Raw genomic sequence first — 25,268 nt, forward strand, 5'->3', positions numbered from 1 at the left:
TAACTGAAGTACCTTGCAGGACATGCAAGATGACGTGTGGTCACCTCCTCCTGTACTACTGACGGTCGATCTCGTGATCCTGACGCTGAAGGAGAGCCGCCTCCACGTGCTCCTGGTGGAGCGGGGTGAAGATCCCTTCCGGGGCATGCCCGCCCTACCCGGAGGATTTCTGAACCACGACGGTGAGGAGATTCTGGATGCCGCCCACCGCGAACTGAGCGAGGAAACGGCCCTGACCGCCGGTTGGGTGCACCTTGAACAGTTGGCCGTCTACGGGGACTCGGGCCGTGATCCGCGAGGCCGGGTCATCTCCGTAGCCCACCTGGCGATCGCGCCGGGGCTGCCCGAGCCGGTCGCGGGAACGGATGCAACCGATGCCGCGTGGGTTCCCGCGGAAGCCGTCCTGTCCGGCGAGGTAGAGCTCGCCTTCGACCACCGCCGAATCACTACGGACGGGATCGAGCACGCGCGCACCAAGCTTGAGTTCTCGGCTCTGGCCACAGCATTCTGCAGGGAGATCTTCACCATCGCAGAGCTGCAGCAAGTGTACGAAGCCGTCTGGGGCACCGAACTCGACACCCGGAACTTCTACCGGAAGGTCCAAGCCGCGAAGGGATTCATCGTCCCAGTCGGCACGAATCGCAGGACCACAGGAGGACGGCCCGCACGGCTGTACCGGGCCGGTCCGAAGACTGTGCTGTTCCCACCGCTGATCCGACCCGCGCCATCCGCGATGGACGAGATCACGAGCGCGAAAGAGGAATAGATGCCGAGTGGCCAGGTGGTGGTTCTCACCGCCCTCAATCTTGAATACCAGGCTGTGCGCCAGAAGCTCGCGGGTACGCAGGTGCATCGCCACAAGCGTGGTACCCGGTTCGAGGTGGGAACAGTGCAGGGCACATCGTGCCGTGTCGCACTCGGCCTGACGAGCAAGGGGAACAGTTCCGCAGCAGTGATCGCCGAACGCGCGATTCAGGAGTTCTCGCCGACGGCCGTGCTGTTCGTCGGGGTCGCCGGAGCCCTGTGGGACACCGCCAGGCTGGGCGACGTGGTGATGGCGACGCACGTGTACGCCTACCACGGCGGCACCAGCGAGGACAACGGACTCAAAGCCCGTCCTCGGGTATGGGAAGCACCGCACGGCATCAGCCAGCTCGCCTCGCACCTGGCCCGCCTGAACGACTGGGCGGACCCCGTGTCCGGTCACGAGGGCGTGCCGCAAGTGCGCTTCGGGGCAATCGCCGCTGGCGAGGTTGTCCAGAACTCGAGGATCTCGGCCGAGGCGAAGTGGATCCGACAGCACTACAACGACGCACTCGCCATAGAGATGGAGGCGGCCGGTGTGGCACAGGCCGGCCATCTCAACGGGGCACCGGTGGCCATCGTCCGAGGGATCAGCGACCGGGCGGACGGCACGAAAAGCAGCGCGGAGGACCGCAACTGGCAGCCGCGGGCCGCAGCGAACGCGGCTGCGTTCGCCACCCGGTTAGCAGTGGAGCTGGTGGGGGAACAGGAGGGGACCGCAATGTCCCAGGACGACAGCGTCCGTTCGGCTGACCAGTTCGACCGACACGTCAGCAACACCGCCCACCACAGCACTGTCGGCATCATGGCCAGCTCGGTCACGGGCAGCAGCGTCCACATGAACTCGGCCCCGAGGGCACCCGGCACGACGGACCTGATCGCGGAGCTGAACGGTTTCCGCGAGCAGTTGGGGCGGCACCGTGCTGAGGGCGCCCTCGACGAGGACACCTACCGAGAGGCCCTGAACGATCTGGACTCCGCCCTCCAGACGGCCGGGCGGAACACCCCTGAATCGTGGAAGCGGACGGCCATGACGCTCAGAAGGTTGCGTGGATTGGTCGCGGAGTGCCCCGTACTGGTGGCCGAGTTGGCCCCCATGGTGGCTGCGGCCGGTGACCTGGCATGAGCCATAGCAACGATGCCGCATACAACTCGGCCGCCTACGACTCCACCGTCGGAATCCAGGCTGAGACCGTACACAACTCCAACGTCTACCTCGTCCACCCGGACGCTTCGCCGCAGGAGAAGTACAGGGTGGGCGTGCGGTTGCTCGAGGACGGCATCCCCAGCCGCGCCCGCGAAATGATCACTAATGCGATCGCCCACGGGTACGACAGCGCGGAGGTTCGTTTCCACTGGGTGCTCGCCGCGCTCAGCGCACGCACCTATGACGACCTCAGCACCGAAGAGGTCCAACGGCTGCACTACGTCTCCGGGCTCGTACGGAACTTCGCCGAGGACGAGTGGAAGGAAGCCCTGCGCGTCACGTTCGGCCTGTTGGCGGTGCTCAGCACCGCCGAAGGGGAAACCGGACCCGTGCTGAAGCAGCTGCAAGACCTGCCGCTCAGGCAGCACAACGCGATCCTCCGCCACCTCGACCTCATGCTCACCGGAGGGCTGAAGGACGGTCTGTGGGCGGAGACCCGCGAACGAGCCAGGGCGGAGCGCTTCGGCAACGACCGGGGGCAGCGGGTCTGGGCCTACTTCGCACCTGCCCCTATCGGGGCGCGGGCCGTTCCGCCCCACCCGAGCACCGCTGCCGCCGCCAAGGCGGCTCTCCCTTTCCGGACGGTCCTGTTCGTCGTCAGCAGCGTGCTGCTCTGGGCCCTGGCGCTGCTCGCGGATCCGGCCAAGGCGATCGTCGAGTTGCTGGTGGCGGTCGGCGCAAGTCTGACTGCGGCCCAATTCAGCGACCGGTGGTGGGGCCGGGAACCCCGGTTGGACCTCACTGCTGGGACCCGCGTCCCGCACACGCACAATCCGTCTTCTGGCGAGGACGGGTTCACCAAACGCGTCCGCCATTCGTTCGATCACTACTTCAGCGTTCGCACGCCCCACGAGTTCACGCCGAACGCCTGGCTCGCCCACACCGCTCAGGTCCGCAGCAGCCTCGCCGCCGAGATCGCGGACCTCTACCGGGAGAGCCGCGTCAGTGTGGACCGGATCACCTGGTTGATCCGGTACCTCGCTGAGGACGCCCGGAACCGCCACACCAACGGCACCCTGTTCGAAGATGACCGCCAGGACCGGACTCCGTTCAGAACGAAGGCCCTGACCGTGGCGGCCCTGACCGTGCTCGGCGTCACGGCTCTGACCGCGTTCGGCACGGCAGTCTCGGGTGCCACCTCGCCACGGTCGCTGTTGGCGTTCCTGGCCGTGCTCGGTGCGGCCTGGTCCGGGCACGCGACCGCATCCCTGTGGCTGGAGGTCCAGCGTGAGGAATACCGACTGACCCGGGAGACCCAGAAATACCGTGAGCAGCTGACCGCACGACAGGACGCACACCAGCGCTGGCAGTCGCTCCTGGATGCCACGCGCCCCAGCGAGCGGCAAATGGAGACCTGGCTCACCTGCGACAAGACTTCGTTTGTCGATGAAGCACTCCGGCACCACCGGCTCACCTGGCGCGACCTGATCACCCACACCATCCTGGTGTCCCCCGCCCCTTCTTACAAACGAGGCCGGGTCAGACGCGGCCCCTGGCGGTACTCGCACTACGTATTCCGCTTGTTCCTGTTCACCCAGGACGGCATCCGCGAGATGAGCTCCGAGTTCAACTTCTCCGACGCAACGCGCAAGAACGAGCAGCGGAGCAACTACCGGTTCAACGCTCTATCTTCCGTGCAGGTGACGGAGAACGCCGATGGAGGCTACGAACTGGAACTCGTCCTCACTAACGGACCAGCCAGGAAGATCCGCGTCAAGGACGCCGATGCCCATCAACTGGCGCCGGACGAGAATTCTCAGGAAATCTCCGAGATCAACCTCAGCGCGGCCGGATCCACCCACACGTTCCGCCTCCTGGAGGGGGTAGCGGCGGACGGGAAGGGCTGGATCGAACGACACAGTCCCAACAACCTGACTCCCTTTCAGGTAGTTGGCTGATCCTGAACTCGAGTATGGGAATGCCTGTGACTTCCACGGACGATGTCACCGAGAGCAAAATCCTGCTGATCGAGTACGACCGCCTCAAGGAGGAGCAGAAGACCCGCATAGGGTTCCGCGACAACCTGCTCTACTTCACGCTCGCCGCGGCCACTGCGGTCGTGACGGTCACCGTCCAGAGCGGACAGTTCCAACTGCTGCTCTCCGTCCCCGCGATCTGCCTGATCCTGGGATGGACCTACCTGGTCAACGACGAGAAGGTCTCAGCGATCAGCTACTACGTCCGCGACCAACTGGGACCGCGCCTGGGGGAACTCGCCTCTGCCAACGGCACGGTGTTCGGCTGGGAGGTCTACCACCGCAGCGTTGCAGGCCGCACCATGCGCAAACGGCTTCAGACAGTGGTGGACCTGTCCGCGTACCTGGTCTTGCCAATGGTCTGCACGACCGCGTTCTGGTGCTCTCCCACCGTTCAGCCCCTGCTGGTGCTCACTTCTCTCGCGCAGACGCTCGCCCTGATCGTACTGGGCTGGCAGTTTCTACGCCGGGCGGAGCGGTAGCACCTCCCACCGAGTACCGACGGAGTGTGGCGTACCGCTCGGGCACCCACTCGGTCGAGGCGACCAGCTTTCCTTCAACCCGGCTTCTATGTCCTGCTCCAGCAGCTCGCCATGCGTATGCATAGCAATACTCCCCGAAACAATCCCCGTTCAAATCTACTGGGTTGTGCACATCTACTGGCACCAGTGACAGGAGCTGTAGCCGACGCTCAGCAGCACCGGCACGCCGCGCTCGCGCGCCTCGTCGAAGGCCTCGGCCGACCAGGGCCACCAGTCGACGGGGTTGTCGGCGTGCTGGAGGAGATAGGGGGACGTTTCATGGGCCAGTCGGTTCGGCATGCCCCCATCCTCGCGCACACCCGGCCCTGATCCGGGGACGCCCTCGCGCCCGGGCCCCGTACGCAGGACACTTGTGACCGCAGGCAACTGTTGCTCTCGGAGGGGGAACCCATATGCGGGACAGCCATCGGGCCGAGGCCGAGCGGCTGTTGGGACGGGCCGTGGAGGAGGAGGTCCGTCGTTCGGGCGGGCGCGTCGACGGGGGCGTGCTGCTCTCGCGGGCGCGCGGCGCGTTGGACGCCATGGCTCAGACAGCGGACGAGGAGTACGCCGCGTACACCGGGGCGCTCGACGAGTCACAGGCGGGCCTGCTCACCTTCGGGCAGCGGTACGCGAAGGAGGGTGCCGGAACTCCGTTGCTGGTGGCGGTCGTTGCGGCACTCGCGGCAGGCGTGTCCGACCTGTCGTTCGGCACCAGCGTCGGCACCGCCCTCGGCACCGGCGCGGTCGTCGCCGTGGCGGGCGCGGCGGCCACCGTAGTGAAGGTGACGGCCGCCCACGTCCCCGCGGCCAGCCGCCGCGCCGGGGAGCTCAGCAGGCCCGGCGGCCCCGAGCAGCTGCGGCTGCAGTGGCTGACGGCGCTTGAGGTGCGCGGCATCCGGCCCTTCCTCGACCAGCAGCGCGTCCTCGCCGCGTCGACCGGCGCGCACGCCGCGAAGAAGCCCGCGCCCCAGCTGCGCGGCACGGACAAGAGCGCGGCGGCGCGCAGGCGCAACGTGCTGCGGCAGTCCTTCACCCAACTCACCGAGACGGCGGCCCCCTTCGTGGGGCGCAGGACCGAACTGGGGCGGATCGCGCAGTGGGTGCACGCGGCGCGCGCCAGCACCGACACCCGGCCCACGGTGGTCATGCTGCACGGCGTGCCGGGCTCGGGGCGGACCTCCCTCGCGGTGCGGGCGGCGCACGACCTGCGGGACCAGTTCCGCGGCGCGTGCGTGGTGGACCTGCGCGGCGGCGCCACGCACGAGTCGCCGATGTCCACGCGCGACGCCCTGCTGCATCTGCTGAACCGATTGGGCGCGCCCCGCGAGCAGTTGCTCTTCCGCGAGCGGTCCTCGCAGGAGCAGCAGGTCAAGCGGCTCAGCGAGCTCTATCACCAGTATCTGACCGGCCTCGCGGTGACGATCGTGCTCGACGACGCAAGCGATGCCGAGCAGGTCCGCACGCTGGTCCCGGAGCGCTCGGACAGCCTCGTCCTCGTCACCTCCAGGCAGCCGTTGGAGCTGCCCGGCGATCTGCCCGCGTGGGTGCACGTGCTGCCGGTCGAGGCGCTGGACGAGGCGGCCGCCGAGGGGCTGCTCCGCGAGTCCGCCGAGGACCTCTCCGGGCCCTACGACGCCGAATCGGGCGACTCCGTGCGGGAGTTGTGCGGCGGGCTGCCGCTGGCGCTGCGCGCCGCGGGCTCCTCGCTCGGTCCGCGTACGCCGCGTCAGCTGGCCTCGGACCTGTCGGCGTACGGGCCCTTCGAGAAGGTCGGCCCGGTCGAGCGCGTCCTGTGGCTGCGCTACGCCGACCAGTCCGAGCAGGCCAGGCGGCTGCTGCGCCGCCTTGCGCTGGCCGGGCGCGCCTCGCTGGGCGCGGCCGCCGCGGCGGCGCTGCTCGGCGCGGACGAGCAGGAGGCCGACCGGCAGCTGACGGCGCTCTCCCGCGCAGGCCTCGTCGAAGTGCCCCGCCCCCGGGACCACGAGGGCGAAGGCGCCCCGCCCGGCAGCCGCTACCGCCTGCACGACGTCGTACGTTCCTTCGCCCGCACCCGCCTCCTCGACGAGGAGGAGCCCGCCGAGCGCACGGCCGCGCAGGAACGACTCATCGCCAGCTACGGCGAGCTGGCCGACACGGTGATCCGCCTGGTCGACGGCAAGACGTCCACGCGCGCCGACCAGTTCGGGCAGCACGGCTTCACGTCCCTCGACGCGGCGCTGCGCTGGCTGGACGACGAGTCGACGTTCATCACGGCGGCGCTGCGGCACGCGGAGGGCGTCGACCAGACGGCCGTGCTCAACCTCCTCGGCGCCCTGTGCGACTACTGCCTGCTGCGCGGCGACCTCTACCGACTCGGCGAGATCAACGAACTCACCCAGGCCATCGACCAGGGCCTCCTCGGCCGCAGCGTGCAGTGGCGCACCGGCATCGCCGCCCGCCAGCTCGGCGAGCTCGACCAGTCGCGTACGACGCTGAACTCCGTCGTCGACCTGTACTTCGAGGCCCACCAGGACGCGGCCGCCGCCCGCGCGCTCGGCTCCCTCGGCATCACGCTGCACCACCAGGGCAATCTCACGGAGGCCGCGGCACGCCTGACGGAGGCGCTCGATCTGCAGGACACCGACGAGCTGGCGGGCGACCGCGCCTGGACGCTGCACGCGCTCGCGGCGGTCGAGCGGGACCGCGCCCACCTCGCGCACGCCCTCGGCATGCTGGAGACGGCGCTCGCCCTGCACCACCAGAGCGGCTCGGTGCACGGCGAGGCCTGGACGCACTTCCAGCTCGGCCAGCTCTGCCTGCGCATGGGCGATGTACCCCGCGCGGAGGAGGAGCTGCGGGGCGCCCTCGACCTGTACGGCCGCACCCGCGACCCGCGCGGCGAGGCCTGGGCCCTCACGCAGCTCGCGCGGGCCCGGCTGGTCGACGGCGACCCCTCACCGGCCGTCGACGGGCTGCGCCAGGCGGTCTCCCGGCACCGGGACAACGACGACGCGCGCGGCGAGGCCTGGTCCCTCTACTACCTCGGGCAGGCCCTGGAGGAGGCGGGCAGCCTCGACCAGGCGGTGCGCGACCTGGAGCGGGCCCGCACGATGTTCTCCCGGATGCGGGACGTGTACGGCCTGGCCTGCGCCCGGCACCACTCGGCGCGCGTCACCCGCGACCAGCGCGCGGCGCAGACGGGCTCGCTGCGCAACTCCGGCTTCGCCCGCCAGCTCCTGGTGGACGCCCGCGCCGACTTCCAGCGCATCGGCGTCGCGCACGGCGAGGCCTGGACGTGTCTGGAGCTGGTGGTCGTGGACGCGGGCAACAACCGCAGCCAGCAGGCGCTCGCCCTGTGCGACGAGGCCATCGAGCTCTTCACCTCGTACGGCGACCGCCGCGGCGCCGACTGGGCCCGCTTCCTGCGCTGCACCCTGCTGCCGTACGCCTCGCCGGGCGGCTGGGAGATCGGCACGGCGGTCGCCCAGGAGGAGCTCAGCCAGCTCGCCCGCGCCGACCACCCGACCCGCGACGGGAAGCTCACCGACTGCGTCCAGGCGTACGCCCTGCTCCTGGAGCGCGGCGCCGACCTGGAGACGGGCTGGCAGGCGTGGCGTCTGGGCATGGTGCCGAGTCGGCACGCGAGGGAGGTCATGGGGGTGGACGTACCGGGCCGGGAGTGAGCGGATCTCCCCCAATAGGGGCATTGATCGCACCGACGGCCTACGAACGTGAGCGCCCGCGGCCGCCCCGGGTGAGGCTCGCATGGACCGCCTTCTCCTTCTGTGAAGAGGTATCCATGCGTACGCGCAGCATCGTCACCGCAGCCGCCCTCACCCTCGTCACCGTTCTCGGTGGCGCCGCGACCGCGGTCGCGGACCCGGGTCCCGACGCCAACGCCGAAGCCACGGTCAGCGACTCCCCCGGCGTCCTCAGCGGCAACTCGCTGCAGGTCCCCGTCGACCTCGGCCTCAACCTGTGCGGCAACAGCGTTGACGTCATCGGCCTGCTCAACCCGGCCCTCGGCAATCAGTGCAAGAACGGCTGACGGCCGAAACGGCCTGACGCCCCGCGTGCGCCCCCCGGACGCGCTCCGCGCATCGGCCGCATGAACCATGCGGACGGGTGGGCTTCTCCCGAAGGCCGTGTACGGCTCGAACGGACCGGAAAAGCCTTCTTGCGATCTTCACACCCACAAGAAAGGACTGCTTCATGCGTTTGCGTACTGCTGTAGCCACCACTGTCCTGGCCGCCATCACCGTCCTCGGCGGGGCGGGCATCGCCTCCGCCAACGACGGCCCCTACGGAGTCGACAACGACGCCGTCAACGTCGAGCACCACGAGGTCAACGTCGCGTCCTTCGGCGACATGGTCCTCGACTGATCTGTCTGACCGGCACCACCAGCAGACAGCTCAGCCCCCTCTCGCCTTCGGGCGGGAGGGGTCCGGTCTTTTCGGGCGCTACTTCCCGGCGCCCGGCTTCTTCTTCGGCGCGGAACCGGCGGCCTCGCCCGCCGACGCGCCGACAGGCTCCTTCGCCGACTCCTCCTCGGGGTCCTTGAAGTCCACCTTGCGCATGTGCCGGTTCATCGACTTCATGAGGCCCCAGACGGCCAGTGCCATCACCGCGAAGACGATGAAGCCGAGGACGCCGGGCGTCACCTTGTCGTCGTCGACCTCCTTGGCAAGAGGGACGAGATGCGTCATTGCCAGATGTGCGTTCACGCTAGGCATTGTCGCGGATGCCCGCAAAGAGGTCGTCCTCGGGGAGGGAAGTATCGACGAGCGACTTCGCGAGCTCGTACTCCTCCGTGGGCCAGACCTCCTTCTGGATCTCCATCGGCACCCGGAACCAGCCGCCGTCGGGGTCGATCTGCGTGGCGTGCGCGATCAGGGCCTTGTCGCGGGTCTCGTAGAAGTCGGCACACGGAACGTGCGTGGTCAGCGTGCGCTCGACCCGCTCGAACTCGTCCCAGCGCTTGAGCCAGTCCCCGTACGGCGACTCCAGGCCGCGGTCGATCATCGCGTGGTGCAGCGCCTCGGTGCGCGGCCGGTTGAAGCCCTGGTTGTAGTAGAGCTTCTGCGGCTGGAAGACCGGGCCGAACTCGCTCTCGGGGTACTTCTCGGCGTCGGCCGCGCCGTCGAAGGCCACCATCGAGATCTTGTGGGTCATGATGTGGTCGGGGTGCGGGTACCCGCCGTTCTCGTCGTACGTCGTGATGACCTGCGGACGGAAAGAGCGGATCTGCCGGACCAGCTCACCGGCCGCCTTGTCGACGTCCTCCAGGGCGAAGCAGCCCTCGGGCAGCGGCGGCAGCGGGTCGCCCTCGGGCAGGCCGGAGTCGACGAAGCCGAGCCAGTCCTGCTTGACGCCGAGAATCTCGCGCGCCTCGTCCATCTCCTTCCTGCGCACCTCGTGGATGTTCTCCTGGATGTACTTGTCACCCTGGAGCTTGGGGTTGAGGATGTCGCCGCGCTCCCCGCCCGTGCAGGTCACCACGTGCACGTCCACCCCCTCGGACACGTACTTGGCCATGGTGGCCGCGCCCTTGCTCGATTCGTCGTCGGGGTGGGCGTGAACGGCCATCAGTCGCAGCTGCTGAGTCAAGACTCGATCCTCAAGGTATTGGGCGCCCTCGTGATTCCGGCGCATCAGGCGGCTTCTATAGTGACGGAACCGGGGGGCGGAAAATTCCGGCATCCCCTGTTCCTGGAGGACGATCATGGCGGCGGCGGGCTCGAAGCTCCCCGAGGGGCACTCGGAGGGGCTCCCGGCGGGACCTCCCGGCGGGCTTCCCGAAGGGCGGTACGGCCGCGCGCGCACGGCCGACGAAGCCGCCGACCGCAAGCTGAAGATCATCGGCTCGGTGCTCGGCGTGCTCCTGCTGGGCGTCATCGGATGGTTCGGCTACGACTACGTCAACGGTACGAAGGTCAGCGGCGAGGTCATCAAGTTCGACGTCGTCTCCGACCACGCCGTCGAGGCCCATCTGGAGGTCCGCAAGGACACCGGGGCCAAGGGCTACTGCACCCTGCGCTCGCAGGCCGAGTCCGGTGCCGAGGTCGGCCGCGCGGACTTCCGCTTCGACCAGCGCACGGACCGCATCGACAAGGTCGTCACGCTGCGCACGACGAAGAAGGCCACCAGCGTCGAGCTGCTGGGCTGCCACTCGGACTGAGGTCGGACGGCTTTACCGCGCCCACCTGCGTTGACGCAAATCTGATGGCTTATGTCCTCCCCCTCGGCCTCCCGAATTGTTAGGCTCGTGGTTTCGCCCACCCGAGAAGGAACATCCTTCTGGGTAGGGCGATGCTTTGTATTCCCAGTACCTACGAGGAGCACCTGTGACCCAGACCAGCGACAACGTCACCTGGCTGACCCAGGAGGCGTACAACCAGCTCAAGGCCGAGCTGGAGTACCTGTCTGGTCCTGCGCGCACCGAGATCGCGACGAAGATCGCGGCGGCGCGCGAGGAGGGCGACCTGCGTGAGAACGGCGGGTACCACGCGGCCAAGGAGGAGCAGGGCAAGCAGGAGCTCCGCGTCCGCCAGCTGACGCAGCTCCTTGAGCATGCGCGCGTGGGCGAGGCCCCGGCCGACGACGGCGTCGTGGAGCCCGGCATGGTCGTCACCATCGCCTTCGACGGCGACGAGGACGACACCTTGACGTTCCTGCTCGCCTCTCGTGAGTACGCGAGCGCCGACATCGAGACGTATTCACCGCAGTCCCCGCTGGGCACCGGCGTGAACGGCAAGCGGGTGGGCGAGGACGCGGAGTACGAACTGCCGAACGGCAAGTTCGCCTCCGTGAAGATCCTCAAGGCGAAGCCGTACTCGGCCTGACACCCGTATCGCGGATACGACAGGGCCCCGGCGCGTGAAGCGCCGGGGCCCTGTCGCGTCTCAGGCCCCGTCCCGGGCCGTGTGCCTCAGGCCGTCGCCGAGCGGTACTTGCGCACGGCCAGCGTGCGGAACAGCAGGATGATCAGCACCGACCAGATCAGCGAGGCCCACACGGGGTGCTCCATCGGCCACGCCCCGGTCACGGACTTCGGGACGCCGTCGATCGTGTTGCCGAACAGCTCACGGGCCGCGGCCACCGTGGCACTGAAGGGGTTCCACTCGGCGACGTACTGCAGGAACCGTGGCATGCCGTTGACCGGCACGAACGCGTTCGAGATGAACGTCAACGGGAACAGCCAGATCAGGCCACCCGATGTCGCCGCCTCCGGTGTCCGCACGGACAGGCCGATCAGTGCGCCGATCCAGGTGAATGCATAACCGAGCAGCAGAAGCAGGCCGAAGCCCAGGAGCACCTTGCCGATGTTCTCGTGGGTGCGCCAGCCGACGAGCAGGGCAACCACCGCGAGCACCGCGAGCGTGATGGCCGTCTGCACGAGGTCGGCGAGGGTGCGGCCGGTGAGGACCGCGCCGCGCGCCATGGGCAGCGAACGGAAGCGGTCGATGAGGCCCTTGTGCATGTCGTCGGCGATGCCTGCCCCCGCGCCCGCGGTGGCGAAGGTGACGGTCTGCGCGAAGATGCCCGCCATCAGGAATTCCTTGTACGCCCCGGCGCTGACGCCCGCGCCCGGAATGGCGATCGAGCCGCCGAAGACGTACGTGAACAGGACCACGAACATGACCGGCTGGATGATCCCGAAGAGGATCATCTCGGGAATCCTGGTCATGCGGATCAGGTTGCGCTTGGCGACGACCAGGGAGTCCCTGACGGACTGGCCGATGCCGCCGGCGGGCCTGGGCCCGGCGGTGGGCACGGCGTCGGTGACGGTGCTCACTTGGCGGTCTCCTTCTGGCTCTCGGCGTCGGCGTCGGCGCCCTCTCCCTTGGTCTCGTCCGCGACTTCGGCGACGTGCCCGGTGAGGGAGATGAAGACGTCGTCGAGGGTCGGGCGGCGCAGGCCGATGTCGTCGATCTCCACACCGCGGGCGTCCAGCTCGCGGATGACCTCGGCGAGCAGCTTGGCGCCGCCGGTGACGGGGACGGTCAGCTTGCGGGTGTGCTGGGCGACGGCGACCTCGCCCTTGCCGAAGCCGCGCAGGATCTCGGACGCGGTCGCGATGTGCTCGCGCTCGTGCACCACGACCTCGACGCGCTCGCCGCCGGTCTGGCCCTTGAGCTGGTCGGAGGTGCCGCGGGCGATGACGCGGCCGTGGTCGACGACGCAGATGTCGTGCGCGAGGTGGTCGGCCTCTTCGAGGTACTGCGTGGTCAGGAGCAGGGTCGTGCCGCCCTGGACGAGCTCCTGGATGACCTCCCACAGCTGCTGGCGGTTGCGCGGGTCCAGGCCGGTGGTCGGCTCGTCCATGAACATCACGGGGGGCGAGACGACGAGCGCGGCGGCGAGGTCGAGGCGGCGGCGCATGCCGCCGGAGTACGTCTTGGAGGGGCGGTCCGCGGCGTCGGCGAGGTTGAACCGGTCGAGCAGCTCGGCCGCCCTGGCCTTCGCCTGCTTGGCCCGCATCTGGTAGAGCTGGCCGACCATCTGGAGGTTCTCGCGGCCGGTCAGATACTCGTCCACGGCCGCGAACTGGCCGGACAGACCGATGGAGCGCCGCACCTCGTTGGGGTGCTTGAGGACGTCGATGCCCGCGACGACCGCTCTGCCGCTGTCGGGCCTGAGCAGCGTCGTGAGGCAGCGGACCGCCGTGGTCTTCCCCGCGCCGTTCGGTCCGAGGAGGCCGAGCACGGTTCCTTCCGGGACATCCAGATCGACGCCGTCCAGAGCCCGTACGTCGCCGAAGGTCTTCACCAGACCTTCGGCGTAGATCGCGCCTGGCATGTGGGTTCTCCCCTGATGTGGATTGCTTCGGGTGAAGTTCCTACGGAAAAGCTTAGATTTGCCGGACTTCGTGCGCCCGGCGACAGGTGACGAGAGGCACACCATAACGCGATACATCGCGTTGGCTCAGCTGTTTTTCCAAAGTTCCGGCCACGACCGGGTGGCGCGGATTCAGCCGATGACCGTGTAGCCCGCCGCCCGCAGCGCCACGCCCACCTCGACGCAGTGCTCGGGCCCCTTCGTCTCCAGGTGCAGCTCCACCTCGGCCTCCGTGAGCCCGAGGCGGGGGTCCGTGCGCACGTGGCTCACGTCGAGGACGTTGGCGTCCACCTCCGACAGCACACCGAGGAGGGTCGCCAGCGCCCCGGGGCGGTCCGTCAGGCGCAGCCGCAGCGAGAGGTAGCGGCCCGCCGCCGCCATGCCGTGCCGCAGGATGCGCTGCATCAGGAGCGGGTCCACGTTGCCGCCCGACAGCAGCGCCACCACCGGGCCCTCGAACGCCTTCGGGTCGCTCATCAGGGCCGCGACCGGGCTGGCACCGGCCGGCTCGACGACCAGCTTGGCCCGCTCCAGACAGAGCAGCAGGGCGCTGGAGAGCTCGTCCTCGGAGACCGTGACGACATCGTCGACCAGGTCCTCCACCAGCCGAAACGGTACGTCTCCGGGGCGTCCCACCTTGATGCCGTCGGCCATCGTCGCGGGGTTCTTGACCGACACCGGGTGCCCGGCGGCCATCGAGGGCGGATAGGCCGCGGCCCCGGCCGCCTGCACGCCGATCACCTTCACGTCCGGGCGCAGCGCCTTGACCGCGACCGCGATGCCCGCCACGAGCCCGCCGCCCCCGATGCCGACGAGGAGGCTGCGCACCTCGGGGCACTGCTCCAGGATCTCCAGGCCGACCGTGCCCTGCCCCGCGATGATGTCCGCGTGGTCGAAGGGGTGGATGAAGACCGCGCCCGTCCGGTCCGCGTACTCCTGCGCGGCGGCCAGCGTCTCGTCGACCACCTGGCCGTGCAGCCGCACCTCCGCGCCGTAGTCGCGCGTCGCGGCGACCTTGGGCAGCGGCGCTCCGACCGGCATGAACACCGTGGAGCGCACGCCGAGGAGCGAGGACGCCAGCGCCACGCCCTGGGCGTGATTGCCCGCGCTGGCGGCGACCACACCGGCGGCGCGCTCCTCGGGGAGCAGGCCCGCGATCCGTACGTACGCGCCGCGCAGCTTGAACGAACCCGTCCGCTGCAGGTTCTCGCACTTGAGGTGCACAGGGGCCCCGACCAGCCCGGACAGGTACCTGCTGCCCTCCATCGCCGTCATCCGGGCCACTCCGGAGAGCATCTTCTGCGCACCGCGCACATCGTCGAGGGTCACCGTCGGCAGGGGCTTCGGCAAGGAGTGCGGCGTGCGGTAGCTCATGACGGCAAGTCTTGCAGCCGACGCCCCGGTCCTCCTGGGATGACCAAGGAACGAGACCGTTCTCCCCCGGGTTTGCGCAGCGCAGGTACGGTACCCGCCGCGGCCGCGTACCCTGTCCCCCAACCCATCGCCCTCGCATGAAGTGAGCCCCCGGCCATGCCCACAACTCCGGACATGACGACCGCCAGCGATCCCGCCCTCCTGGACAGCCTGCAACACCAGGTGGCGGTCTTCGCCCGCCGCGCGGAGCAGACTCGCCTCGGCGGCGTCGGCCAGGTCCGCAACTCCATGGACCGCGCCGCCTATCTGCTGCTCAACCGCCTCGACAAGGAGGGGCCGATGGGCGTCAAGGCGCTCGCGGCGAGCATGGGCATCGATTCCTCGACCGTCACCAGGCAGGTCGCCCCGCTCGTCGACACGGGCCTCGTCAAGCGGACCTCGCACCCCGAGGACGGCCGCGCCGTGGTGCTCCAGCTGTCCCCGCGCGGTCAGGCCAGACTCGACGAGGTGCGCTCCTCGCGGCGCGAGCTGATGGCCGAGCTGACGCAGGACTGGGCCCCGGCGGAGCGCGAGAGCTTCTGTGCGCTCCTCACACGCTTCAATTCCGCCCTCAGTGCGCGTCAGACGTCACAGACGGCACCCGTGGGAGAGGTTCCGGCCACTCCGGAGTCTTGACCCCGGCCCCGCCTCTGGCCTCATATGAGACCGGGATCCCCCTTCCTCGTGGCCGGGAGGTGCGGTGCGAGAACGGCAGGCGCTCCAGAGCGCCCGCCGTGCCCGGGAGTTCGAGGCGTTCGTCGCGGGCGCGGCAGGGCGGCTCCTGCATGCCGCGACCCTGCTCACCGCCGAGCCCCCGGACGACAATCCACGCGCGCGTGCCCTGCTGACCGCGGCGCTCGCGCACACCTACGCGTCGTGGGACCGGCTGCGCGGCGAGGACCCCTACGACCGCACCCGCCAGCAGGTCGCCCTCCGCTTCGGCCGTGCGGCCTGGCGCCTCCGCCGCGGCCACGGCGGGGTCCTGGACCGGCTGCGGCCCCAGGAGCGGCTGATTCTCGTCCTGCGGATGTACGAGGGCGTGGCCGAGGAGCAGACGGCGGCGCTCCTCGGACTGCCCGCCGAGCGGGTCCGGGGGGTCTGTGCCCGCGCCACCGCGACGGTGCTGCACCCGCCGCGGGGGCCCGCGCCCGCCCGGACGCTGAGCGGGGCGGCGCCCTCATGAGTCAGTACGAGCGCAAGGAACAGGCGATCCGGCGGCTCCTGGAGGGCGCGACGCCCGCCGTGCCGCCCGAACTCCTCCACGACGCGGTACGGCGGGGCAGCCGCTCGCTGCGGCGCCGCAGGGCGGTGCGGCGGGCCCTGTGGACGCTGCTCTTCGCCGCCGCGGTGGCGTTCGTCGTGTGGGCGTCCGTCACCCGGCCGTGGGTGGAGCCGCCGACGGACACGACCCCACCCCTGACCCGCTGGTGACCAGGACAGGTCCTAGCCGCCCAGCGCCTGCTGCAGGTCGGCGACGAGGTCGTCAGCCGACTCGATGCCCACCGAGAGCCGCACGAGGTCCGCGGGGACCTCCAGGGCCGAGCCCACGACCGAGGCGTGCGTCATGCGGCCCGGGTGCTCGATCAGGGACTCGACGCCGCCCAGGGACTCGCCCAGGGTGAACAGCTTGGCGCGGTTGCAGACCTCGACGGCCGCCTCTTCGCCGCCGTCGACCTGGAACGACACCATGCCGCCGAACGACCTCATCTGCTTGGCGGCGATCTCGTGACCGGGGTGCTCCGGAAGGCCCGGGTACAGGACGCGGCTCACGCGCGAGTGCCGGGTCAGCATCTCGGTGACCTTGGTGGCGTTCTCGCTGTGCCGGTCCATGCGTACCGCGAGGGTCTTGATGCCGCGCAGCACCAGCCAGGCGTCGAAGGGCCCGGCGACGGCGCCCATCGCGTTCTGGTGGTACGCCAACTCCTCGCCCAGCTCCGCGTCGTTGACGACGAGCGCGCCGCCGACGACGTCCGAGTGGCCGCCCATGTACTTCGTCATGGAGTGCACGACGACGTCCGCGCCGAGCGCGAGCGGCTGCTGGAGGTAGGGGCTCGCGAAGGTGTTGTCGACGACGAGGCGCACCCCGGCCTCGCGGGCGATCTGCGCGACCGCGGCGATGTCGGTGATGCCGAGCAGCGGGTTGGAGGGGGTCTCCACCCAGATCGCCTTCGTGCGGTCGGTCAGCGCGGCCCGCACGGACTCCGGGTCGGAGGTGTCCGCGACGGACCACTCCACGCCCCACCGCGAGACGACCTTGGCGAAGAGCCGGAAGGTGCCGCCGTACGCGTCGTTGGGGATCACCACGTGGTCGCCGGGGGCGAGCAGCGTACGGAGGAGGCAGTCCTCGGCCGCCAGTCCGGACGCGAAGGCGAGTCCGCGGCGGCCGCCCTCCAGTGCGGCCAGGTTCTCTTCGAGGGCGGTCCTCGTCGGGTTGGCGCTGCGGCTGTACTCATAGCCGCCGCGCAGACCGCCGACGCCGTCCTGCTTGTAGGTCGAGACCTGGTAGATGGGCGGGACCACGGCGCCGGTGAGGGGGTCGGCGGTGTTGCCCGCGTGGATCGCCACGGTCTCGAAGCTCTGCGTGCTGTGCGAGTCACTCATGCGGCCTGAGCGTAGTGCGCGCACGGGTCCTTCTGCCGGGTCGGTCCGGGTACGTCCCGGCAGGTTGGCCAATTGTCCGACGCGTCTGGTTCGCTTGTGTCATGGAGATTCTCTGGTTCCTGTTCGCGGTGATCATGATCGGTGCGGTCCTGGGGCCCGTACTGCTGCGCAGGCGCGGCGGAATCCGGCAGGTAGCCCCCGGCTCGCCGGACGCCGCGGACCCGGCGAATTACGGCTTCCTGCGCCAGGAGGAGCTGGACATCCGCATGCCGGGTCCCGACGCGGATCTCCTCGAAGTGCTCGACCTCGTGCAGCGCACGCAGGAGTGGAAGGCCGCGTCCCAGCTCCTCGCGGGCACGGAGACGCACGGCGAGCGGCGCTGGCAGCGCGTGCAGGCCTTCGCGGGCGCGGCCTCCCTGGAGCTGCAGCAGCGGCCCGGCGGCGTCAGCGACAACCCCGGCGGGCAGTGGCTGCGGGTGTGGCGTGCCGAGACGCCCAAGGACGCGGGCGGCGCGGCGGTGCACGCGGAGTTCCTCGTGCAGCAGGCGTGGCGCACGGCGGCGCAGGGGACGGACGAGTTCCGGATCATCCTGGAGGAGGCGAAGGAGGCCTGCGCGCAGGCGGCGCTGCTCTCCCCCGGCGACCCGGTGCCCTACATCATCGAGCTCTCCATCGCCCGCGGACTCGCCTACCCCCGCGAGGAGTTCGAGCAGCTCTGGCTCAAGATCCTGGACCGCGCGCCCGCGCACATGGGCGCCCATCTCGCGGCGCTGCACTACTGGTGCGAGAAGTGGCACGGCTCGCGAGACCTCGCGTACGACTTCGCGGAGGCCGCGGCCGCCCGCGCGCCCCGCGGCTCCCTGCTCGCGGCGCTCCCCCTCTTCGGGGTCTACGAGCACCTGCCCGAGGTCAACCTGGTGCGCGGTTTCTACGAGAGCGAGGTCGTCACCAAGGCCGTCGAGGGTGCGCTCTTCGCGGTGCACTCCGCGCGCGCGGACGACCCGATGCTGGCGCACGTCCGCCATCTCCTGGTCTTCTTCCTGGTCCGCAGCCAGCGCTGGTCGGAGGCGATGAACCAGCTGGTGCACGTGGACGGCCACGTGGGCGCGCTGCCCTGGACGCTGTCCGAGGACCCCGCTTCGGACTACGCGGTGTACCGCGCGCTGGCGGTCGCGGGGTACGAGGCGAACGGCGGCAGCCCGGCGACGCTCTCGCACTGAGCGGGGCAGCCCCGGCCGGAATGCGTCACCCCGTCCGTACGTTGACGTCGTAGACCCCTGTCACGCACGAGGAGAGACCCCATGATCTTCGGCCGCACGCCCGAGCTCCCGACCGCCGAGCAGGCCCTCAAGGGCCGGGCGACTCCGGAATTCGAGGTCCCCTCCCGCCACACGGTCCTCGGCAACCAGCTGCTCGGCCCCTACCCCGACGGCCTGGAGGTGGCGGACTTCGCGCTGGGCTGCTTCTGGGGGGCGGAGCGCAAGTTCTGGCAGACCGAGGGCGTCTGGACGACGTACGTGGGCTACCAGGGCGGCTTCACGGAAAACCCCTCCTACGAAGAGGTGTGCTCCGGCCTGACCGGCCACACGGAGGCGGTCCGCGTCGTCTTCGACCCGTCGAAGGTCACGTACGCCGAGCTCCTGAAGCTGTTCTGGGAGTCCCACAACCCCACGCAGGGCTTCCGCCAGGGCAACGACGTGGGCACGCAGTACCGCTCGGCGATCTACACGCACTCCCCCGAGCAGGAGGAGACGGCGACGGCGTCCCTGGCGGCCTTCCAGAAGGTCCTGACGGCCGCGGGCCACGGCACGATCACGACGACGATCCTCCCGGCGTCCGACCGCACGCTCTGGCCCGCGGAGGCATACCACCAGCAGTACTTGGACAAGAACCCCGACGGCTACTGCGGCATCGGCGGCACGGGCGCGACGCTCGACTCCCCGTCGGAGACGAACTGGGGCCGCTCCTGCCCGACCGGGGTGGCCCGAGCGGAGGGCTGAGCGCGGCGTGCCGGGGAGGCGGAACCGGGACCCGACGCCTCCCCCGCCCTCCTTCCTCCCACCGGGCCCCTCAGTCGACCCCGAGGTCACGCCGCATGACGCGGCGGAGTTCGGCGACGGCCGCGTCGTTCCCCGCCTCCAGCTCCGCGTAGGCCTCGCTGTCGGCCGTCACGCCCTCCAGGACGCGGTCCCGGGTCGTCCGCAGGGCGATGAAGGCGGATCTGGCCGCCTCGACGACGTCGGACGGGGCGATGATCGCCAGCTGGTGCCGGATCTCGTAGGCGCCCGGCGCGAGGAAGCCGTCCCGGACCCCGCGCGCGTGCTCCTCGCTGCCGGGCGCGGGGCCGCCTCCGGCCTGCGCCGCCTCGTGCAGCGCCGTGCGGACGCGGGAGAGCGCCGCGGTGTACTCCGCGTACAGCTGCCGCCGCGTCGCCGTCTCGCGTTCCCCGCTCTCCCGGCGCCACCGGATCCGGTCGGCCAGGAGCGTGGCGCCGATGCCGATTCCCGCGCCGAGCAGCGTGCTTACAGGCGATATCCACTCCACGAGGACAGGACCCTAACGCCCCGCCCCCCCGCCCCTCTGCCCTCAGCGAATCTGCCGCCAGCCGAGATTTCGGACAGGGGCGGGGGGCGCGGGCAACAGTGGAGGGAGAGCGGGGCGTTGGGTGCCGCTGGGGACCTGGGAGGCGTTATGTCAGTGCGGGAGAGTGGCTGGGAGAGCTCGCGGCCGCGGGGGGAGGACGGGGACACCGCCCCCTCGCGGTTCGACGACCATCTCGCCGCGCAACTGCTCAACCAGCGGATCGTGTTCCTCGGGACGCAGGTCGACGAGGTGTCCGCCAACCGCGTGTGCGCACAGATGCTGTTGCTGTCGGCGGAGGACCCGAAGACCGACATCAGTCTGTACATCAACAGCCCGGGCGGGTCCGTCACCGCCGGGCTCGCCGTCTACGACACCATGCGGCTCATCCCGAACGACGTGGCCACCCTCGCCATGGGGTTCGCCGCGAGCATGGGGCAGTTCCTGCTGAGCGTGGGCACGCACGGGAAGCGGTTCGCGCTGCCCAACGCGCGGATCATGATGCACCAGCCCTCGGCCGGGATCGGCGGCACCACCGCGGACATCGCCATCCAGGCGGAGAACCTGGAGTTCACGAAGCGGACCATTGAGCGGCTCACCGCCGAGCACACCGGGCAGAGCCCGGAGACGATCTCGCGGGACGGCGACCGCGACCGGTGGTTCACCGCCGAGCAGGCCAAGGAGTACGGAATGGTCGACCACGTGGTCGCCTCGCTGGACGACGTGCGGCCCGCCGGGTCGAAGCGCCGTATCGGACTGGGAATCTGAGGAGGAGGAAGAAATGAGTCAGTACACCATTCCCACCGTCATCGAGCGCACTCCGCAGGGCGGCGAGCGCGCATACGACGTCTACAGCAGGCTGCTCTCCGAGCGGATCATCTTTCTCGGCACGGAGATCGACGACGGCGTCGCCAATGTCGTCATCGCGCAGCTGCTGCATCTGGAGTCGTCCGCCCCCGAGCGCGAGGTCTCCATCTACATCAACTCGCCCGGCGGATCCTTCACTTCACTCATGGCCATCTACGACACCATGAGCTTCATCACCGCGCCGATCTCGACGTTCTGCGTCGGCCAGGCCGCCTCGACGGCCGCCGTACTGCTCGCGGGCGGCGACCCGGGACGGCGGTTCGTGCTCGACCACGCTCGCGTGCTGCTCGGGCAGCCCGCGAGCCGTGGCCAGCAGGGCACGGTGTCGGACCTCAGCCTGCAGGCCAAGGAGATGCTCCGGATCCGCTCGCAGGTCGAGGAGGTGCTGGCCCACCACACGCACCACGACATCACGACGCTCCGCGCCGACATGGACCGCGACAAGTTCTTCACCGCGCAGGAAGCGGTCGCGTACGGCCTCGCGGACCAGGTGCTCAGCAGGCGCGCGCTGCCCGCCGCAGCCTAGGCCCTGCCCTAGGCAGCCAGGCGGACCTCGCCCTGGTACGAAGCCCTGGCCGGCCTCACGCGGGGAAGGCCGGCCAGCCGGGTCTGGGCCAGGGACAGCAGGTCGGGCAGGCCGAGGCCGAGTGCGCGGGCGGCGGCCGCAAGGACCTCGGACGAGGCCTCCTTGCGGCCGCGCTCCAGCTCGGAGAGGTACGGCATGGAGATCCGGGCGGCCTCGGCCACGTCCTTGAGCGTGCGCTCCTGCGCGAGGCGCTCATGACGCAGGACGTCACCGACGACGTCGCGCCAGAGGGGTTCCTTGCCCGCCGCTGCCTCCCTGGACGGGGCGGGGTTCGGCGCCGCCTTGACCGGGCGCAGGTGGATGACGCGGGCTTCGTTCGCCTTCTGGCGCTCTTGGCTGCTCACTTCCCCAGCGTAGGAGGGGTACGGCCGTCGGCGCAGTGCGGAGCGTTCCGCCGCCCGCGAAATCCCGGATCAACTGCCCTGGGGCCAGGCACCCATTACGTCTTCGACGAGCCCACCGATGACGCGTCCCGCCCCCAGCTCGCCAGCAGCCGCAGCCCCTGCGCCGACGCCGAGTCCGGCTCCGCGTGGTACATCATCAGGGACTGGTCGCAGTCGTCCGGCAGCCGCAGCGTCTCGAACGACAGCGTCAGGTCGCCCACCAGGGCGTGGCGCATGTGCTTGACGCCGTGGCCCTTCTCCCGGACGTCGTGCGTGGCCCACAGGCCCCTGAACTCCTCGCTCTTCACGGAGAGTTCACCGACCAGCGCGGACAGCTCGGGGTCGTTGGGATAGCAGCCCGCGTCCATCCGCAGATAGCTGACGATGTCCGACGCCTTCTGCTCCCAGTTCACGAACAGCTCGCGCGAGCGCGGGTCGAGGAAGCAGATGCGCGCCCAGTTCCGGTCGCCCGGCGCGAGCTCGCCCCAGTCGCCGAAGAGCGCCGCGGCGAGCGCGTTCCACCCGAGGATGTCCGTCCGGCGGCCGACCACGTACGCGGGCACGGACTGGATGGAGTCAAGGAGCTGCTGCAGGGCGGGCCGCATGTGCTGCTGGCGCGCCGCCCGCTTCTTCTTCAGGGTCTTCGGCTTCGCCAGCCGCGTCAGGTGCGCGTGCTCCGCGTCGGTGAGCCGCAGGGCCCGCGCGATGGCGTCGAGCACCTCGCCGGAGACGTTGCGGCCGTTGCCCTGTTCGAGCCGGGTGTAGTACGCGACGGAGACCCCGGCGAGCTGCGCGAGCTCCTCGCGGCGCAGGCCGGGCACCCTGCGGTGCCGTCCGAAGTTCGGCAGGCCGACGTCCTGGGGCTGCAGCCGGGCCCTGCGGGTGCGCAGGAATTCGCTCAGCTCGGCCCGGCTGTCGAGGAGCGCGGGGTTCTCGTCCATGCTTCCAGTATCCAGGCTCGTACGTGCCCGAGCCTGACCCCGCCAGTGGTAGGCACAGTGGTCGTAGGCAGAACGGGTGTCTGGGTGACACCGCAGGTCAGTGGCAGCCTCGAGGACATGACTGAGCAGATCACCACCGTTTCCGCCTACGCCGCTCCCGCCCCCGAGGCGCCCCTGGAGCGGACCACCGTGCCGCGCCGCGCCGTCGGCGAGTTCGACGTCCTGATCGACATCAAGTACGCCGGTATCTGCCACTCGGACATTCACCAGGCCCGCGACGGCTGGGGCAAGGGCATCTATCCGATGGTGCCCGGCCACGAGATCGCCGGTGTCGTCACCGAGGTCGGCCCCGGTGTCACCAAGTTCACCGTGGGTGACCGCGTCGGCGTCGGCTGCATGGTCGACTCCTGCCGCGAGTGCGAGAACTGCAAGGCAGGCCTGGAGCAGTACTGCGCGCAGGGCAACATCGGCACGTACAACGCGCTCGACAAGAACGGCGAGCCGACCTACGGCGGCTACTCCACGCACATCGTCGTGGACGAGGCGTTCACCGTCCGCATCCCCGACGGGCTCTCCCTCGACGTGGCCGCCCCGCTGCTCTGCGCGGGCATCACGACGTACTCCCCGCTCGCGCACTGGCACGCGGGCCCCGGCAAGAAGGTCGCCGTCGTCGGCCTCGGCGGTCTCGGCCACATGGCCGTCAAGATCGCGCACGCCATGGGCGCCGAGGTCACCGTCCTTTCGCAGACCCTGCGCAAGAAGGACGACGGCCTGAAGCTGGGCGCCGACCACTACTACGCGACCAGCGACGACGCCACGTTCGAGCAGCTCACGGGCTCCTTCGACCTGATCCTCTCGACGGTCTCGGCGCCGCTTCCCCTGGACAAGTACCTGGGCCTGCTGCGCACGGACGGCGCCTTCGTGAACGTCGGCGCCCCCGAGGAGCCGGTCTCCCTCAACCTGTTCTCCGTGATCGCAGGCCGCAAGACCCTCGCGGGCTCCGGCATCGGCGGCATCCAGGAGACGCAGGAGATGCTGGACTTCTGCGCCGCGCACGGGCTCGGCTCGGAGATCGAGCTGATCCGCGCCGACCAGATCAACGAGGCGTACGAGCGGGTCCTCGCCAGCGACGTGCGCTACCGCTTCGTGATCGACACCGCGACGATCTGACGTCGGCGATCCGCCTTCCGGCGATCCGTGTGGCCTGAAGCCGTCTCGGCCGTGGGGCCTAGGCCCCATGGCGCACCGCGCCGGACCCGCCGACCGATACGGCGCCCGCTCTGCCGTCCTACCGTTGCCCGTGCCACCACAGGGCACAGGGCAACGGTAGGACGGCAGACCCGGGAGGTCACACGATGTCGATCGAGCTGAACCACACCATCGTCGCGGCGCGGGACAAGAAGGAGTCCGCCCAGTTCCTCGCGGACATCCTGGGCCTGGAGGTGAGCCCCCAGTACGGCCCCTTCATCCCGGTGGAGATCCCCAACGGCGTGACCCTCGACTTCTACGAGAGCGACGGCGGGCCGATCGCGACCCAGCACTACGCCTTCCTCGTCTCCGAGGACGAGTTCGACGAGATCTTCGGGCGCATCAAGAGCCGCGGCCTCACCTACTGGGCCGACCCGTACCACCAGCGCGTCAACGAGACCAACACCAACGACGGCGGCCGCGGCGTCTACTGGGACGACCCGAACGGCCACAACCTGGAGATCATCACCAGGCCCTACGGCTCCGGGAGCTGATCTCTCCCCAGTCCCACAGCGCCTGCAGAACCGGCCCCAGCTCGCGGCCGCGCGCGGTGAGTTCATAGGTCACCGTGGAGGGCCAGCCGGGGGTCCGGGTGCGGTGGACCGCGCCCGCTGCGACCAACTGCGCCAGACGCTCGGTCAGCGTCTTGTCGGACAACTGCGGGAGCGCTGCGGACAGTTCGCCATACGTGTGGGTGTCTCTGCGCAGCAGCTCGCGGACGACGAGCGTGGTCCAGCGGCCGCGCAGCGCCGCAAGCGTGATCTCCACGGGGCAGTCGGGGCTCGGGGCGGCGACCTCGGCCAGGGCGTCGTCGGGCAGCCCGGGGCGTGCGGCGCTTACCGTTCGGTGAGTCACGAGGGGGCCTCCTACGGTTCGGTCATGACCGAGAGCATGAGCAACAGCATGACCGAAAGCCCGGCCGACCGGACGGTGTCCGCCCTGCCCACGCGGCCCGAGGACGTCCCCGAGGCCTTCGCGGCGCGGTTCAACAGCGGGGATCCGCAGGCCGTGCGCGAGCTCTACGAGGAGCGGGCCGCCTTCGTGCCCGAGTCGGGGGACGCCGTGCACGGTGGTGCGGAGATCGCCGCCGCGAACGCGCCCTTCCTCGCCCTCGGCCTGCCGATCTCCGTGCGGCCCCGGCACGTGCACGTCGCGGGGGACGTCGCGCTGCTCGTCGTCGACTGGGAGATCGGCGCGGGTGAGGCCCGGTCCACGGCCACCGACGTGGTACGACGCGGCACCGACGGGTGCTGGCGATATGTGATCGACAGTCCGTTCGGTGCCGCGCCGTCAGGTGTCAGCCGTTAGCCGACGCCGGGG

29 protein-coding genes and 1 pseudogene are annotated in these 25,268 nt (G+C 70.0%); 19 read left to right on the forward strand and 11 right to left on the reverse strand.

What is annotated here, in order from left to right; genetic code table 11:
- The first annotated feature begins 22 nt into the window (after positions 1–22).
- From AC068B_RS07735 to AC068B_RS07750, 4 genes are read left to right on the forward strand one after another with little or no spacing between them, the layout of a single operon-like run.
- Complete coding sequence (locus AC068B_RS07735; RefSeq protein WP_478669714.1) at positions 23–766, forward strand: NUDIX hydrolase; 744 nt, start codon at positions 23–25, stop codon at positions 764–766.
- Complete coding sequence (locus tag AC068B_RS07740) at positions 767–1,930, forward strand: 5'-methylthioadenosine/S-adenosylhomocysteine nucleosidase family protein (RefSeq protein WP_478669715.1); 1,164 nt, start codon at positions 767–769, stop codon at positions 1,928–1,930.
- Positions 1,927–3,909 (forward strand): hypothetical protein, encoded by a 1,983-nt coding sequence (locus AC068B_RS07745; RefSeq protein WP_478669717.1) that lies wholly within the window; start codon positions 1,927–1,929, stop codon positions 3,907–3,909. Before AC068B_RS07740 ends, AC068B_RS07745 begins: the two co-directional genes overlap by 4 nt.
- A gap of 20 nt (positions 3,910–3,929) precedes the next feature.
- Entirely contained in the window at positions 3,930–4,469 is a 540-nt protein-coding gene (locus tag AC068B_RS07750) for a hypothetical protein (RefSeq protein ID WP_478669718.1), read from the forward strand.
- Positions 4,470–4,649: 180 nt separating this feature from the next.
- On the opposite strand, the pseudogene AC068B_RS07755 reads toward AC068B_RS07750, so the two are convergent.
- A pseudogene (locus AC068B_RS07755) lies at positions 4,650–4,808 on the reverse strand (DUF255 domain-containing protein); the annotation flags it as partial.
- A gap of 113 nt (positions 4,809–4,921) precedes the next feature.
- On the opposite strand from AC068B_RS07755, the gene AC068B_RS07760 reads away from it, so the two are divergent.
- The 3 genes from AC068B_RS07760 to AC068B_RS07770 all read left to right on the forward strand — a co-directional run bounded on the left by AC068B_RS07760 (position 4,922) and on the right by AC068B_RS07770 (position 8,873).
- Positions 4,922–8,173, forward strand: coding sequence for an AAA family ATPase (locus AC068B_RS07760; protein WP_478669719.1), 3,252 nt, complete (start codon positions 4,922–4,924; stop codon positions 8,171–8,173).
- A gap of 116 nt (positions 8,174–8,289) precedes the next feature.
- Positions 8,290–8,538 carry a chaplin gene (locus AC068B_RS07765; protein ID WP_478669722.1) on the forward strand — a complete coding sequence of 83 codons (249 nt, stop codon included), beginning with the start codon at positions 8,290–8,292 and terminating at the stop codon, positions 8,536–8,538.
- 164 nt (positions 8,539–8,702) lie between these two features.
- Positions 8,703–8,873: a hypothetical protein gene (locus AC068B_RS07770; RefSeq protein WP_478669724.1), complete on the forward strand. Its 171-nt coding sequence runs from the start codon at positions 8,703–8,705 to the stop codon at positions 8,871–8,873.
- Positions 8,874–8,951: 78 nt separating this feature from the next.
- Here the strand turns inward: AC068B_RS07770 and AC068B_RS07775 are convergent, their stop codons facing one another.
- Entirely contained in the window at positions 8,952–9,197 is a 246-nt protein-coding gene (locus AC068B_RS07775; protein WP_468557733.1) for a hypothetical protein, read from the reverse strand.
- A 19-nt stretch (positions 9,198–9,216) separates the two neighbouring features.
- Positions 9,217–10,098, reverse strand: a complete 882-nt coding sequence (gene mca, locus AC068B_RS07780; RefSeq protein WP_478669726.1) for a mycothiol conjugate amidase Mca — start codon at positions 10,096–10,098, stop codon at positions 9,217–9,219.
- Between the two features lie 115 nt (positions 10,099–10,213).
- Between mca and AC068B_RS07785 the strand changes: the two genes are divergently transcribed.
- Positions 10,214–10,669, forward strand: coding sequence for a DUF4307 domain-containing protein (locus tag AC068B_RS07785; RefSeq protein WP_478669727.1), 456 nt, complete (start codon positions 10,214–10,216; stop codon positions 10,667–10,669).
- 166 nt (positions 10,670–10,835) lie between these two features.
- Positions 10,836–11,333, forward strand: coding sequence for a transcription elongation factor GreA (greA, locus tag AC068B_RS07790; protein ID WP_468556427.1), 498 nt, complete (start codon positions 10,836–10,838; stop codon positions 11,331–11,333).
- A gap of 86 nt (positions 11,334–11,419) precedes the next feature.
- Here the strand turns inward: greA and AC068B_RS07795 are convergent, their stop codons facing one another.
- The 3 genes from AC068B_RS07795 to ilvA form a co-directional block, all read right to left on the reverse strand.
- Positions 11,420–12,286, reverse strand: coding sequence for an ABC transporter permease (locus tag AC068B_RS07795; protein ID WP_478669730.1), 867 nt, complete (start codon positions 12,284–12,286; stop codon positions 11,420–11,422).
- Positions 12,283–13,290: an ATP-binding cassette domain-containing protein gene (locus AC068B_RS07800; protein WP_356250983.1), complete on the reverse strand. Its 1,008-nt coding sequence runs from the start codon at positions 13,288–13,290 to the stop codon at positions 12,283–12,285. Before AC068B_RS07800 ends, AC068B_RS07795 begins: the two co-directional genes overlap by 4 nt.
- A 171-nt stretch (positions 13,291–13,461) precedes the next feature.
- A complete protein-coding gene (gene ilvA / locus AC068B_RS07805) occupies positions 13,462–14,703 on the reverse strand; it encodes a threonine ammonia-lyase (RefSeq protein WP_478669732.1) in 1,242 nt (413 codons plus the stop codon).
- Positions 14,704–14,859: 156 nt separating this feature from the next.
- On the opposite strand from ilvA, the gene AC068B_RS07810 reads away from it, so the two are divergent.
- The 3 genes from AC068B_RS07810 to AC068B_RS07820 all read left to right on the forward strand — a co-directional run bounded on the left by AC068B_RS07810 (position 14,860) and on the right by AC068B_RS07820 (position 16,173).
- Positions 14,860–15,378 carry a MarR family winged helix-turn-helix transcriptional regulator gene (locus tag AC068B_RS07810; protein WP_478669733.1) on the forward strand — a complete coding sequence of 173 codons (519 nt, stop codon included), beginning with the start codon at positions 14,860–14,862 and terminating at the stop codon, positions 15,376–15,378.
- Between the two features lie 64 nt (positions 15,379–15,442).
- Positions 15,443–15,925: a sigma factor-like helix-turn-helix DNA-binding protein gene (locus tag AC068B_RS07815; protein WP_478669736.1), complete on the forward strand. Its 483-nt coding sequence runs from the start codon at positions 15,443–15,445 to the stop codon at positions 15,923–15,925.
- On the forward strand, positions 15,922–16,173 hold the full coding sequence (locus tag AC068B_RS07820; RefSeq protein WP_478669737.1) for a hypothetical protein: 252 nt from the start codon (positions 15,922–15,924) through the stop codon (positions 16,171–16,173). The genes AC068B_RS07815 and AC068B_RS07820 overlap by 4 nt, the downstream gene beginning before the upstream one ends.
- A 12-nt stretch (positions 16,174–16,185) precedes the next feature.
- Here the strand turns inward: AC068B_RS07820 and AC068B_RS07825 are convergent, their stop codons facing one another.
- On the reverse strand, positions 16,186–17,343 hold the full coding sequence (locus AC068B_RS07825; protein ID WP_478669739.1) for a cystathionine gamma-synthase: 1,158 nt from the start codon (positions 17,341–17,343) through the stop codon (positions 16,186–16,188).
- A 101-nt stretch (positions 17,344–17,444) separates the two neighbouring features.
- Between AC068B_RS07825 and AC068B_RS07830 the strand changes: the two genes are divergently transcribed.
- Both AC068B_RS07830 and msrA read left to right on the forward strand, forming a co-directional pair.
- The gene (locus AC068B_RS07830) at positions 17,445–18,563 is read left to right on the forward strand and encodes a hypothetical protein (RefSeq protein WP_356251000.1); all 1,119 of its coding nucleotides are present in this window, start codon (positions 17,445–17,447) and stop codon (positions 18,561–18,563) included.
- A gap of 81 nt (positions 18,564–18,644) precedes the next feature.
- Positions 18,645–19,343 (forward strand): peptide-methionine (S)-S-oxide reductase MsrA, encoded by a 699-nt coding sequence (gene msrA / locus AC068B_RS07835; protein WP_478669741.1) that lies wholly within the window; start codon positions 18,645–18,647, stop codon positions 19,341–19,343.
- A gap of 70 nt (positions 19,344–19,413) precedes the next feature.
- Here msrA and AC068B_RS07840 read toward each other — a convergent pair whose 3' ends face one another.
- Positions 19,414–19,887 carry a hypothetical protein gene (locus AC068B_RS07840; RefSeq protein WP_478669742.1) on the reverse strand — a complete coding sequence of 158 codons (474 nt, stop codon included), beginning with the start codon at positions 19,885–19,887 and terminating at the stop codon, positions 19,414–19,416.
- A 147-nt stretch (positions 19,888–20,034) separates the two neighbouring features.
- On the opposite strand from AC068B_RS07840, the gene AC068B_RS07845 reads away from it, so the two are divergent.
- On the forward strand, positions 20,035–20,691 hold the full coding sequence (locus tag AC068B_RS07845) for a ClpP family protease (RefSeq protein ID WP_468556376.1): 657 nt from the start codon (positions 20,035–20,037) through the stop codon (positions 20,689–20,691).
- 13 nt (positions 20,692–20,704) lie between these two features.
- Positions 20,705–21,316 carry a ClpP family protease gene (locus AC068B_RS07850; RefSeq protein ID WP_478669745.1) on the forward strand — a complete coding sequence of 204 codons (612 nt, stop codon included), beginning with the start codon at positions 20,705–20,707 and terminating at the stop codon, positions 21,314–21,316.
- A gap of 8 nt (positions 21,317–21,324) precedes the next feature.
- Here AC068B_RS07850 and AC068B_RS07855 read toward each other — a convergent pair whose 3' ends face one another.
- On the reverse strand, positions 21,325–21,720 hold the full coding sequence (locus AC068B_RS07855; RefSeq protein ID WP_478669746.1) for a helix-turn-helix domain-containing protein: 396 nt from the start codon (positions 21,718–21,720) through the stop codon (positions 21,325–21,327).
- 95 nt (positions 21,721–21,815) lie between these two features.
- Entirely contained in the window at positions 21,816–22,700 is an 885-nt protein-coding gene (locus AC068B_RS07860; RefSeq protein ID WP_478669748.1) for a helix-turn-helix transcriptional regulator, read from the reverse strand.
- Between the two features lie 117 nt (positions 22,701–22,817).
- Between AC068B_RS07860 and AC068B_RS07865 the strand changes: the two genes are divergently transcribed.
- The gene (locus AC068B_RS07865) at positions 22,818–23,870 is read left to right on the forward strand and encodes an NAD(P)-dependent alcohol dehydrogenase (RefSeq protein ID WP_356251015.1); all 1,053 of its coding nucleotides are present in this window, start codon (positions 22,818–22,820) and stop codon (positions 23,868–23,870) included.
- A gap of 185 nt (positions 23,871–24,055) precedes the next feature.
- Entirely contained in the window at positions 24,056–24,442 is a 387-nt protein-coding gene (locus AC068B_RS07870; protein WP_478669751.1) for a VOC family protein, read from the forward strand.
- Here AC068B_RS07870 and AC068B_RS07875 read toward each other — a convergent pair.
- A complete protein-coding gene (locus AC068B_RS07875) occupies positions 24,414–24,803 on the reverse strand; it encodes a winged helix-turn-helix transcriptional regulator (RefSeq protein ID WP_478669752.1) in 390 nt (129 codons plus the stop codon). The genes AC068B_RS07870 and AC068B_RS07875 overlap by 29 nt on opposite strands.
- A 24-nt stretch (positions 24,804–24,827) precedes the next feature.
- Here AC068B_RS07875 and AC068B_RS07880 point away from each other — a divergent pair, with 24 nt between their 5' ends.
- Positions 24,828–25,256, forward strand: coding sequence for a YybH family protein (locus tag AC068B_RS07880; RefSeq protein ID WP_478669755.1), 429 nt, complete (start codon positions 24,828–24,830; stop codon positions 25,254–25,256).
- The last annotated feature ends 12 nt before the right edge of the window (positions 25,257–25,268 follow it).

It is taken from the genome of Streptomyces sp. NPDC042371, assembly GCF_056437465.1.

Bases quoted from the DNA above. Each gene is read 5' to 3' on its own strand.
- AC068B_RS07870 (WP_478669751.1), top strand. From the start codon at position 24,056: ATGTCGATCGAGCTGAACCACACCATCGTCGCGGCGCGGGACAAGAAG.
- AC068B_RS07800 (WP_356250983.1), bottom strand. From the start codon at position 13,290: ATGCCAGGCGCGATCTACGCCGAAGGTCTGGTGAAGACCTTCGGCGAC.
- AC068B_RS07760 (WP_478669719.1), top strand. From the start codon at position 4,922: ATGCGGGACAGCCATCGGGCCGAGGCCGAGCGGCTGTTGGGACGGGCC.
- AC068B_RS07775 (WP_468557733.1), bottom strand. From the start codon at position 9,197: ATGACGCATCTCGTCCCTCTTGCCAAGGAGGTCGACGACGACAAGGTG.
- AC068B_RS07785 (WP_478669727.1), top strand. From the start codon at position 10,214: ATGGCGGCGGCGGGCTCGAAGCTCCCCGAGGGGCACTCGGAGGGGCTC.
- AC068B_RS07820 (WP_478669737.1), top strand. From the start codon at position 15,922: ATGAGTCAGTACGAGCGCAAGGAACAGGCGATCCGGCGGCTCCTGGAG.
- AC068B_RS07865 (WP_356251015.1), top strand. From the start codon at position 22,818: ATGACTGAGCAGATCACCACCGTTTCCGCCTACGCCGCTCCCGCCCCC.
- AC068B_RS07850 (WP_478669745.1), top strand. From the start codon at position 20,705: ATGAGTCAGTACACCATTCCCACCGTCATCGAGCGCACTCCGCAGGGC.
- AC068B_RS07845 (WP_468556376.1), top strand. From the start codon at position 20,035: ATGTCAGTGCGGGAGAGTGGCTGGGAGAGCTCGCGGCCGCGGGGGGAG.
- AC068B_RS07810 (WP_478669733.1), top strand. From the start codon at position 14,860: ATGCCCACAACTCCGGACATGACGACCGCCAGCGATCCCGCCCTCCTG.
- msrA (WP_478669741.1), top strand. From the start codon at position 18,645: ATGATCTTCGGCCGCACGCCCGAGCTCCCGACCGCCGAGCAGGCCCTC.
- AC068B_RS07860 (WP_478669748.1), bottom strand. From the start codon at position 22,700: ATGGACGAGAACCCCGCGCTCCTCGACAGCCGGGCCGAGCTGAGCGAA.
- AC068B_RS07745 (WP_478669717.1), top strand. From the start codon at position 1,927: ATGAGCCATAGCAACGATGCCGCATACAACTCGGCCGCCTACGACTCC.
- AC068B_RS07880 (WP_478669755.1), top strand. From the start codon at position 24,828: ATGACCGAGAGCATGAGCAACAGCATGACCGAAAGCCCGGCCGACCGG.
- ilvA (WP_478669732.1), bottom strand. From the start codon at position 14,703: ATGAGCTACCGCACGCCGCACTCCTTGCCGAAGCCCCTGCCGACGGTG.
- AC068B_RS07825 (WP_478669739.1), bottom strand. From the start codon at position 17,343: ATGAGTGACTCGCACAGCACGCAGAGCTTCGAGACCGTGGCGATCCAC.
- AC068B_RS07740 (WP_478669715.1), top strand. From the start codon at position 767: ATGCCGAGTGGCCAGGTGGTGGTTCTCACCGCCCTCAATCTTGAATAC.
- AC068B_RS07735 (WP_478669714.1), top strand. From the start codon at position 23: ATGCAAGATGACGTGTGGTCACCTCCTCCTGTACTACTGACGGTCGAT.
- AC068B_RS07750 (WP_478669718.1), top strand. From the start codon at position 3,930: ATGCCTGTGACTTCCACGGACGATGTCACCGAGAGCAAAATCCTGCTG.
- AC068B_RS07770 (WP_478669724.1), top strand. From the start codon at position 8,703: ATGCGTTTGCGTACTGCTGTAGCCACCACTGTCCTGGCCGCCATCACC.
- AC068B_RS07830 (WP_356251000.1), top strand. From the start codon at position 17,445: ATGGAGATTCTCTGGTTCCTGTTCGCGGTGATCATGATCGGTGCGGTC.
- AC068B_RS07765 (WP_478669722.1), top strand. From the start codon at position 8,290: ATGCGTACGCGCAGCATCGTCACCGCAGCCGCCCTCACCCTCGTCACC.